At 73.1% G+C, this 8,837-nt stretch carries 9 protein-coding genes; 7 read left to right on the top strand and 2 right to left on the bottom strand.

Features of this window, described 5'->3' with window-relative positions; translation table 11 throughout:
- On the bottom strand, positions 1-1,553 hold a 1,553-nt coding region (locus tag AWW66_RS20235; protein ID WP_245648385.1), incomplete at its 3' end, for a molybdopterin oxidoreductase family protein.
- A 235-nt stretch (positions 1,554-1,788) separates the two neighbouring features.
- On the opposite strand from AWW66_RS20235, the gene AWW66_RS20230 reads away from it, so the two are divergent.
- From AWW66_RS20230 to glmM, 7 genes are all read left to right on the top strand, one after another.
- Positions 1,789-2,532 (top strand): class I SAM-dependent methyltransferase, encoded by a 744-nt coding sequence (locus AWW66_RS20230; protein WP_067368783.1) that lies wholly within the window; start codon positions 1,789-1,791, stop codon positions 2,530-2,532.
- 124 nt (positions 2,533-2,656) lie between these two features.
- A complete protein-coding gene (locus AWW66_RS20225; RefSeq protein ID WP_067368781.1) occupies positions 2,657-2,914 on the top strand; it encodes a DUF6364 family protein in 258 nt (85 codons plus the stop codon).
- Between the two features lie 10 nt (positions 2,915-2,924).
- Positions 2,925-3,218, top strand: coding sequence for a type II toxin-antitoxin system PemK/MazF family toxin (locus AWW66_RS20220; protein WP_067368779.1), 294 nt, complete (start codon positions 2,925-2,927; stop codon positions 3,216-3,218).
- A gap of 152 nt (positions 3,219-3,370) precedes the next feature.
- Positions 3,371-4,756, top strand: coding sequence for a nitrate/nitrite transporter (locus tag AWW66_RS20215; RefSeq protein ID WP_083978659.1), 1,386 nt, complete (start codon positions 3,371-3,373; stop codon positions 4,754-4,756).
- A 226-nt stretch (positions 4,757-4,982) separates the two neighbouring features.
- Positions 4,983-5,426 (top strand): 50S ribosomal protein L13, encoded by a 444-nt coding sequence (gene rplM / locus AWW66_RS20210; protein WP_018720634.1) that lies wholly within the window; start codon positions 4,983-4,985, stop codon positions 5,424-5,426.
- 20 nt (positions 5,427-5,446) lie between these two features.
- Entirely contained in the window at positions 5,447-5,911 is a 465-nt protein-coding gene (rpsI, locus tag AWW66_RS20205; RefSeq protein WP_067368776.1) for a 30S ribosomal protein S9, read from the top strand.
- 133 nt (positions 5,912-6,044) lie between these two features.
- Positions 6,045-7,400: a phosphoglucosamine mutase gene (gene glmM / locus AWW66_RS20200; protein ID WP_067368773.1), complete on the top strand. Its 1,356-nt coding sequence runs from the start codon at positions 6,045-6,047 to the stop codon at positions 7,398-7,400.
- A 127-nt stretch (positions 7,401-7,527) separates the two neighbouring features.
- Here the strand turns inward: glmM and AWW66_RS20195 are convergent, their stop codons facing one another.
- Positions 7,528-8,727, bottom strand: a complete 1,200-nt coding sequence (locus AWW66_RS20195; protein WP_067368771.1) for a pyridoxal phosphate-dependent aminotransferase — start codon at positions 8,725-8,727, stop codon at positions 7,528-7,530.
- Between the last annotated feature and the right edge of the window lie 110 nt (positions 8,728-8,837).

Below are 8,837 nucleotides of genomic sequence, written 5' to 3'. Positions count from 1 at the left end.
GCCTGCTCGGCTGTCGCCTGCTCGGCTGTCGCCTGCTCGGCTGTCGCCTGCTCGGCTGCCGCCTGATTGGCCGCAGCCCCGGGCCCGGGTGTGAGGAGGGGGCCCTTCCTATCCCGAAAGCGATAAGAAGGGGCCCTTCCTTCCAGGCGGGCGGCGAGGTCGGCGAGGATCTCCAGGTCGGTGCGGACGCCGGGCGGGGGTTCCCGCAGGGCGCGGCGGCGCAGCACCCGACCCTCCAGGTTGGTCATGGTGCCGTCCTCCTCGGCCCACTGGGCGGTGGGCAGCACCACGTCGGCCAGGGCGGCCGTCTCGGAGAGCAGGAAGTCGGCGACGACCAGCAGGTCCAGTGCGCGCAGCCGGTCGGTGACCCGGGCCGCGCGGGGCGCCGACACCACCGGGTTCGAGCCGAAGAGCAGCATCGCCTTGGGGCCGTCCGCGGTGCCGAGGGAGTCCAGCAGTTCGTACGCGCTCACCCCGGGGCCGGGCAGCGTCTCGGCGGGTACCCCCCAGACCCGGGCCACGTGCTCCCGCGCCGCCGGGTCGTCGATCTTGCGGTACCCGGGCAACTGGTCGGCCTTCTGCCCGTGCTCCCGGCCACCCTGGCCGTTGCCCTGCCCGGTCAGGCAGCCGTACCCGGAGCCGGGGCGGCCGGGCAGGCCCAGGGCGAGCGCGAGGTTGACGAAGGCGGTGACCGTGTCCACGCCCTTGGCGTGCTGCTCGGCGCCCCGGGCGGTGAGGATGATCGCCCGTTCGGCGGTGCCCAGCGCGTGGGCGGTCGCCACCAGGTCCGCGACCGGTACCCCGGCCAGCGCCTCCGCCCGCGCCGGCCACCACCCGGCCACGCTGCGACGGACCGCCTCGAAGCCGGTGGTCCGGTCGGCCACGTACGCCCGGTCCACCCAGCCCTCGGTGAGGGCGACGTGCAGCAGCGCGTTGGCGACCGCGAGGTCGGTGCCGGGCAACGGTTGCAGGTGCAGGTCGGCCTGGCGGGCGGTGGCGGTGAGCCGGGGGTCGACCACGATCAGCCGGCCGCCCCGCTCCCGCTGCTCGGTCAGGTACCGCATCAGCGGCGGCATGGTCTCCGCCGGGTTCGCCCCGACCAGCAGCAGGGTGTCCGCGTGACCGAGGTCGGCGAGCGGGAAGGGCAGCCCCCGGTCGACGCCGAAGGCGCGCAGCCCGGCCGCCGCCGCCGAGGACATGCAGAACCGTCCGTTGTAGTCGATGTTGCGGGTACGGAGCGTGACGCGGGCGAACCTGCCGAGCGCGTACGCCTTCTCGTTGGTCAGGCCGCCGCCGCCGAAGACGGCGACCGCGTCGCGGCCCTGCCGGGCCCACAGGTCGCGGATCGCGGTGGCGATCCGGTCCAGGGCGGCGTCCCAGCTCGCGGGACGCAGCTCGCCGCTGGCCGGGTCGCGCAGCAGGGGAGTGGTGAGCCGTTCGGTGTGGTCGAGCAGGTCGGCGGAGGTCCAGCCCTTTTGGCAGAGCCCGCCGCGGTTGGTCGGGAACTGTCGGGGCTGGACGGTGACCCGGCCGGCCTCCTCGCGCAGCGTCATCCCGCACTGGAGGGCGCAGTACGGGCAGTGCGTGGCCGCCTCGCGGGGCTGCCGCCCTGCTCGGGTGGCCGCTCGTGCACCGTCTGTCATGTGGCAGAGCGTGCCGCCGGGCGGTTTCCGGTCCGGGTCCCTTCTGTTTCGAGCCTGTCAAGAGCGGCTCACACCGACTCCGGGAAGAGGGACAACCCACCGGGCCTACAATATGAGAAAGCTGTCTCATGTTTCGGGAGGCGAGATGAGTGTGGCAGAGGCGTTCGACGCCGTGGCGACCGGTTACGATCAGGCACGCCGACGGCTGGTGCCGTGCTTCGACGACTTCTACCGGACCGCCGTGCAGGTGGCCGAGCCGCCGCTGGCCGAGGCGCTCGCCGCCGGCCGGGCACCCCGGGTGCTCGATCTCGGCGCGGGCACCGGGCTGCTCTCCCGGCTGGTCGCCGCGACCGTTCCCGAGGTCCGGTTGACCCTGCTGGACGCCGCCCCCGCCATGCTCGCCGTGGCCGGCGACCACCTCGCCGCCGCCGGGGTGCCGCACCGCCGCGTGGTGGCCGACCTGACCGACCCGCTGCCCGCGCCCGAGCCCGACCGGCCCGCCGACGACGCCACGCCGCTGGCCAGCTCTGGCGGGTACGACGCGGTGGTCAGCGCCCTGGCGATCCACCACCTCGACGACGCCGGCAAGCGTGAGCTGTACCGGCGGGTCCGGGGGGTGCTGCGCCCCGGCGGTGTCTTCGTCAACGCCGAACAGGTCGCCGGGCCGACCCCCGCCCTGGACCGCCGGTACCACGAGGTGTGGCTGCGCCAGATCACCGCGCTCGGCTCGGACGCCGCCGAGATCGCCGCCGCCGAGGAGCGGATGGCGTACGACCGGCCGGCGCCGGTGGGCGCCCAGTGCCGCTGGCTCGCCGAGGCCGGGTTCGTCGACGTCGACTGCCACTTCAAGGCGTGGCGCTTCGCCGTCTTCGGCGGTGTCGCGGGCTGACCCGGGTGTGGCGGGCCGGCCCGGCGATGTGGCGGGCTGAGCCGGCGGCGTGGCGGGCTGAGCCGGTGGCGTCCGGCGGTCGTTCGGGATGACCGATGGTCATACCGGCGGTACGCTGACCGGCATGACTGCCAAGGTGACGCTCTCCTTCTCCGACGAGACGATCGAGCAGGCCCGGCGGTTCGCCAAGCGGGAAGGGCTGTCGCTGTCCGCCTGGATGGACCTGGCCGCCCGGGAGAAGGCCCTGCGGGAGGTCTTCCACGCGCACGCCGCCGCCGTCGGCCGCGCCGGGCTGGACCTGGAGTCCGCCGCGCTGGCCGACGCGGACGAGGTGGGGATGGTCGACGACGTGCTCTTCGGCGGGCGTGGCCGCGCCGCGTAGGGGAGCCGGCGTGCTGCGCAGGGGTGAGGTCTGGCGGATCGAGGGCGCCCGGGAACGGCTCGGGCTGGTGGTCAGCTCCGACGTCTACAACTCCACCGACGTGCCCATCGTCATCGTGGTCGAGGTGGTCCAGGAGACCCTGCTGCGGGACTCCCCGCTGGCGGTCCGGATGGGCGACCACGTGGTGATGCCGGACCGGATCTCGTCGCCGATGAAGAAGTGGTTCACCGAGTGCGTCGACGTGGCCGACGACGACACCATGCGGCAGGTCGGCCGGGCCCTGCGCATCCTCCAGCAGCTCTGACCCCCGTCGACGGGGCGGCTGCCCGGCGGGTCTCACCACCGCCGGGTTGCGGCCGTGCGTTCTCCGTAGCCGTCCCGACCTCCGGCGGGCACCCGGCGGTAATTCCGCGTTCCTAGCGTCCCTCCTGGTCACACCGACGAGGAGGAGCCGCCGTGAGCACGCTCGCCCCCACCCCGACAGCGCCCACCGAGCAGCGTCCACCCGGTGGGCGCCGGCACCGCATCGACGACTGGCGTCCGGAGGACCCCGACTTCTGGCGGACGACCGGAGCCCGGGTCGCCCGGCGCAACCTCTGGGTGTCGATCTTCGCCGAGCACGTCGGGTTCTCCGTGTGGAGCCTCTGGTCGGTGACGGTGCTCTTCCTCGGCCCCGAGTACGGCATCGACCCGGCGGGGAAGTTCCTGCTCACCGCCGTACCGGCGGCGCTGGGCGCGGTGCTGCGGCTGCCGTACACCCTGGCGGTGGCCCGGTTCGGCGGTCGGACCTGGACGATCGTCAGCGCCCTTCTCCTGCTGGTGCCGGCGGTGCCGATGGCGGTGCTGCTGGAGCCCGGCGTCTCGTACGGCACGCTGATGGTGCTGGCCTGCCTGACCGGGGTGGGCGGGGGCAACTTCGCCTCGTCGATGGCGAACATCAACCTGTTCTTCCCGGACCGGCTCAAGGGCCGGGCGCTCGGGCTCAACGCCGGGGGCGGCAACATCGGCGTGCCGGCGGTGCAACTGGTCGGGCTGGCGGTGCTCGCCACCGTCGGGACCGCGTACCCCCGGTTGGTGCCGGCGGTCTACCTCCCGCTGATCGTGCTCGCCGCGCTGGCCTCGGCCCGCTGGCTGGACAACATCCCGGCGGCCCGCAACGAGCCCGGCGCGCTGCGCGAGGCGGCCCGGGACCGGCACACCTGGGTGATGTCGCTGCTCTACATCGGCACCTTCGGCTCGTTCATCGGCTTCGGCTTCGCCTTCGGCCAGGTGCTCCAGCTCCAGTTCGCCGACCGCTTCCCCACCCCGGTCGACGCGGCCTGGCTGACCTTCCTCGGCCCGCTGATCGGCTCGCTGATCCGGCCGCTCGGTGGTCAGCTCGCCGACCGGCTCGGCGGGGCCCGGGTCACCTTCTGGAACTTCGTCGCGATGGCGGCCGGGGCGGGGCTGGTCCTCTACGCCGCCCGGGACCGGTCGTTCGCGCTGTACCTGGTGGGCTTCCTGGCCCTCTTCGTCTTCTCCGGCGTCGGCAACGGCTCGACGTACAAGATGATCCCGGCGATCTTCCGGGCCCGCGCGGCGGCCTCGGTGGCGCAGGGGCGGCGCGATCCGGAGGCGGCCGAGCGGTGGACCCGGCGGATGACCGGGTCGCTGATCGGCATCGCGGGTGCGGTCGGGGCGTTCGGCGGGGTGCTGGTCAACGTCGCCTTCCGGCAGTCCTTCCTCAGCTCAAGCACCGCCGACGCCGCGTACCTCGCCTTCATCGGCTGGTACGCGCTCTGCTTCGTGGTCACCTGGGTGGTGTACCTGCGGCCGGGACGGCACCGGCTGCCGGGGGTGTGAGTTTGCTCTCGATCCGGTGCCCGGGCGCGCGGGGGTGGACCCGTTTTGACCTGCCGACCGGGCGCCGGGTATCGTTGCCTGCTGTTGTACGACATCCAGTGGCGTGCCCTCCCAGGTACGCTTGGTCGTTCGTGCGCGCTGGTCCGGCCTGGAATCCCCGGTCAACTCGGAATCCCTGGTCACCTCGGCGCGCGTCCCCAGACCGACGACGAGACAAGGTAGACCTGTGCGTACGTACAGCCCGAAGCCGGGTGAGATCGAGCGTCAGTGGCACGTCATCGACGCCTCTGATGTCGTGCTGGGCCGCCTGGCCACCCACGCCGCCACGCTGCTGCGCGGTAAGCACAAGCCGACTTTCGCGCCGCACGTCGACACGGGCGACTTCGTCGTCATCGTGAACGCGGGCAAGGTCGCGCTGACCGGCAACAAGCGGCAGCAGAAGATCGCCTACCGCCACTCCGGCTACCCGGGTGGTCTGAAGCAGGTCGGCTACGACGAGTTGCTGACCAAGCGTCCCGAGCGGGCCATCGAGCTGGCCGTGAAGGGGATGCTCCCGCACAACAAGCTCGGCCGGAAGCTCATCAAGAAGCTGAAGGTCTACGCCGGTGCCGAGCACCCGCACGGCGCGCAGCAGCCGGTGCCGTTCGAGATCAAGCAGATCGCGCAGTGAGCGCGGGCGAAGGAAACAGCATGACCGACATCACCGAGACCGAGGTGGCCCCCGAGGTTACCGAGGCGCCGGCGCCCGTCGCCCGTGCGCCGCGCGGGGAGCGGCCGATCCAGACCGTGGGTCGGCGCAAGGAGGCCATCGTCCGGGTCCGGATCATCCCCGGCACCGGCAAGATCACCTGCAACGGCCGCGACCTTGAGGCCTACTTCCCGAGCAAGGTGCACCAGCAGCTCATCAAGGACCCGCTGGTGACCGCCGAGAAGCCCGAGGCGTTCGACGTCATCGCCAACCTGCGTGGCGGCGGCACCACCGGCCAGGCCGGCGCGCTCCGGCTCGCCATCGCCCGCGCGCTGATCGTCAACGAGCCCGACGACCGCCCCGCGCTGAAGAAGGCCGGCTTCCTGACCCGGGACGCCCGGGTCAAGGAGAGCAAGAAGTACGGTCTCAAGAAGGCCCGCAAGGCTCCTCAGTACTCGAAGCGCTGATCACCAGCAGCACGTTGTACTTCTGACGAACGGCCGGTTCGCCCCCCTCGATCAGGGAGGTGGACCGGCCGTTCTGTCGTTTCCTTCCATTGGTTTGTCCTCCCATTGGCAGTTTCATCGAAAGTAGGCGGGTATGGGCCGGTTGTTCGGTACGGACGGCGTACGCGGACGGGCGAACGTGGATCTCACGCCCGAGCTGGCGCTCGCGGTGGCGGTGGCCGCCGCGCACACCCTCGCCGAGACGGACCGGAGCCGTCCCCCGCTGGCCGTGGTCGGTCGGGACACCCGGGCCAGCGGTGAGATGCTGGAGGCCGCCGTGGTGGCCGGGCTGACCAGCGCGGGCGCCAACGTGGTCCGGGTCGGTGTGCTGCCCACCCCGGCGGTGGCGTTCCTCACCGCCGAGGCCAAGGCCGACCTGGGCGTGATGCTCTCCGCCTCGCACAACCCGATGCCCGACAACGGCATCAAGCTCTTCGCCGCCGGCGGGCACAAGCTGCCCGACGAGATCGAGGCGCGGATCGAGGCGGCCGTCGAGGCGAACGCCACCACCGCCTGGGACCGGCCGGTCGGGGCCGGCGTCGGCCGGGTGCACGACCTGCTCGACGGGGCGGACCACTACGTGCAGCACCTCACCGGCACCGTCCCGCACCGCCTCGACGGGATCACGGTCGTGGTCGACTGCGCCAACGGGGCCGCCTCCGAGGTGGCCCCGGTGGCGTACCGGGAGGCCGGCGCCGAGGTCCACGCCATCTACGCCGAGCCGGACGGCCTCAACATCAACGACGACTGCGGCTCGAACCACCTCGACCAGCTCCGCGAGGCGGTGGTCCGGCTCGGCGCCGACCTGGGCATCGCGCACGACGGCGACGCCGACCGGTGCGTCGCGGTCACCGCCGCCGGGGACGAGGTCGACGGCGACCAGGTGATGGCGATCCTCGCCCTGGCCATGCGAGATGCCGGCACGCTCACCGAGGACACCCTGGTCGCGACCGTGATGAGCAACCTCGGCCTGCGGCTGGCGATGTCCGCGCAGGGCATCCGGCTGGTCGAGACCAAGGTCGGCGACCGGTACGTGCTGGAGGAACTGCGGGCCGCCGGGCTGGCCCTCGGCGGCGAGCAGAGCGGGCACATCGTCATGCCGGCGCACGCCACCACCGGCGACGGGGTGCTGACCGGCCTGCACCTGATGGCCCGGATGGCGCAGACCGGCAGGTCCCTGGCCGAGCTGGCCTCGGTGGTGACCAAGCTGCCGCAGGTGCTGATCAACGTGCCGGTCGGCGACCGGACCGTCGGTGCCGCCGCGCCGGCCGTACGGGCCGAGGTCGAGCGGGCCGAGGCGGAACTGGGCGACACCGGGCGGGTGCTGCTGCGCCCCTCCGGCACCGAGCCGCTGGTCCGGGTGATGGTGGAGGCGGCCACCGAGGCGACCGCCCGGGAGGTCGCCGAGCGCATCGCCGACCGGGTCCGCGCCGCCAGCCCGGCCGGCTGACCGTTCCGTCTCACCTGGCGGGCTCTCCCGACGGTCGAGTCCGTCTCACCTGGCGGGCTCTCCCGACGGTCGAGTCCGTCTCACCGGGCGGGCTCTCCCGACGGTCGAGTTTCGGCCGTCGGGTGGGTCACGCCCGGCGGGGGTGGGGCAGCCCGCGCAGCCGGGTGACCGCCTCGGCGAGCACCTCGGGCCGCTTGCAGAAGGCGAACCGGACCAGCCGCCGGCCCGCCTCGACGTCGTCGTAGAAGACCTGGGTGGGTACGGCGACCACGCCGCAGCGCTCCGGCAGGGCCAGGCAGAACTCCACCCCGTCCCGGCCGCCGAGCGGCGTGACGTCGGCGGTGACGAAGTACGTCCCCTCCGGGGCGAGCACCCCGAACCCGGCGTCGAGCAGGCCGGCGGTCAACTGGTCGCGCTGCCGCTGGAGCCCGTCCCGGAAGCCGGTGTAGTAGTCGTCCGGCAGGGCCAGCGCCGCCGCCACCGCCGGTTGCAGGGGCGCCGCGTTGACGAAGGTCAGGAACTGCTTGACCCGCAGCAGCGCGGAGACCAGCGACGCCGGCCCGCTCGCCCAGCCGACCTTCCAGCCGGTGCAGGAGAAGGTCTTGCCGGCCGAGGAGATCCGTAGCGTCCGCTCCCGCATCCCGGGCAGGGTGGCCAGCGGCACGTGCGGCGCGTCGGCGTCGGTGAAGACGAGGTGCTCGTACACCTCGTCGGTGACCGCGTACGCGTCGTGTTCCTGGCACAACTCGGCGATCATGGTCAGCTCGGCGGGGGTGAAGACCTTGCCGGTCGGGTTGTGCGGGGAGTTCAACAGGACGAGGCGGGTCCGGGGGCCGAAGGCGGCGCGCAGCGCGGCCGGGTCGAAGGCGTACCGGCCGCTGTCGGCGGGGCGCAGGGTGACCGGCCGGCGGACCGCACCGGCGAGCGCGATCGAGGCGGCGTACGAGTCGTAGTAGGGCTCGAAGCAGACCACCTCGTCGCCCGGCTCGCAGAGCGCCAGGATCGCGGCGGCGATCGCCTCGGTGGCGCCCGCGGTCACCACGACCTCGCCGTCCGGGTCGTACTCCAGGCCCCAGAACCGGCGCTGGTGGGCGGCGACCGCCGTGCGCAGCGCCGGGATCCCCGGGCCGGGTGGGTACTGGTTCTGGCCGGTGCGCAGCGCCTCGGCGGCGGCGGCGAGCATCTCGGGCGGGCCGTCGGTGTCCGGGAAGCCCTGGCCGAGGTTGACCGCCCCGGTCCGGACGGCGAGAGCGGACATCTCGGCGAAGATGGTCGTCCCGAACGGCCGCATCCGGGCCACCAGGGGGTCGTTCGCGGTCGTCGTCACGTCCGTCAGCGTACGGGCCGGGTCCGGGCGCGTACACCGTCGCGGACCGGTGCCGGACCCGCTCGGAGGTTTGTCCGCACGGCGGCCGGGGTGACCCAATCGCTCATGTT

This window comes from Micromonospora rosaria (assembly GCF_001567585.1).
GTDB classification, from domain to species: domain Bacteria; phylum Actinomycetota; class Actinomycetes; order Mycobacteriales; family Micromonosporaceae; genus Micromonospora; species Micromonospora rosaria.
Note: the sequence above shows the minus strand (reverse complement) of the source record. Positions and strands in the feature narration are given on the sequence as shown.

Excerpts from the sequence above, each read along its gene's own strand:
- glmM (WP_067368773.1), top strand. The coding sequence starts at position 6,045 with ATGGGCCGGTTGTTCGGTACGGACGGCGTACGCGGACGGGCGAACGTG.
- rpsI (WP_067368776.1), top strand. The coding sequence starts at position 5,447 with ATGACCGACATCACCGAGACCGAGGTGGCCCCCGAGGTTACCGAGGCG.
- AWW66_RS20225 (WP_067368781.1), top strand. The coding sequence starts at position 2,657 with ATGACTGCCAAGGTGACGCTCTCCTTCTCCGACGAGACGATCGAGCAG.
- AWW66_RS20230 (WP_067368783.1), top strand. The coding sequence starts at position 1,789 with ATGAGTGTGGCAGAGGCGTTCGACGCCGTGGCGACCGGTTACGATCAG.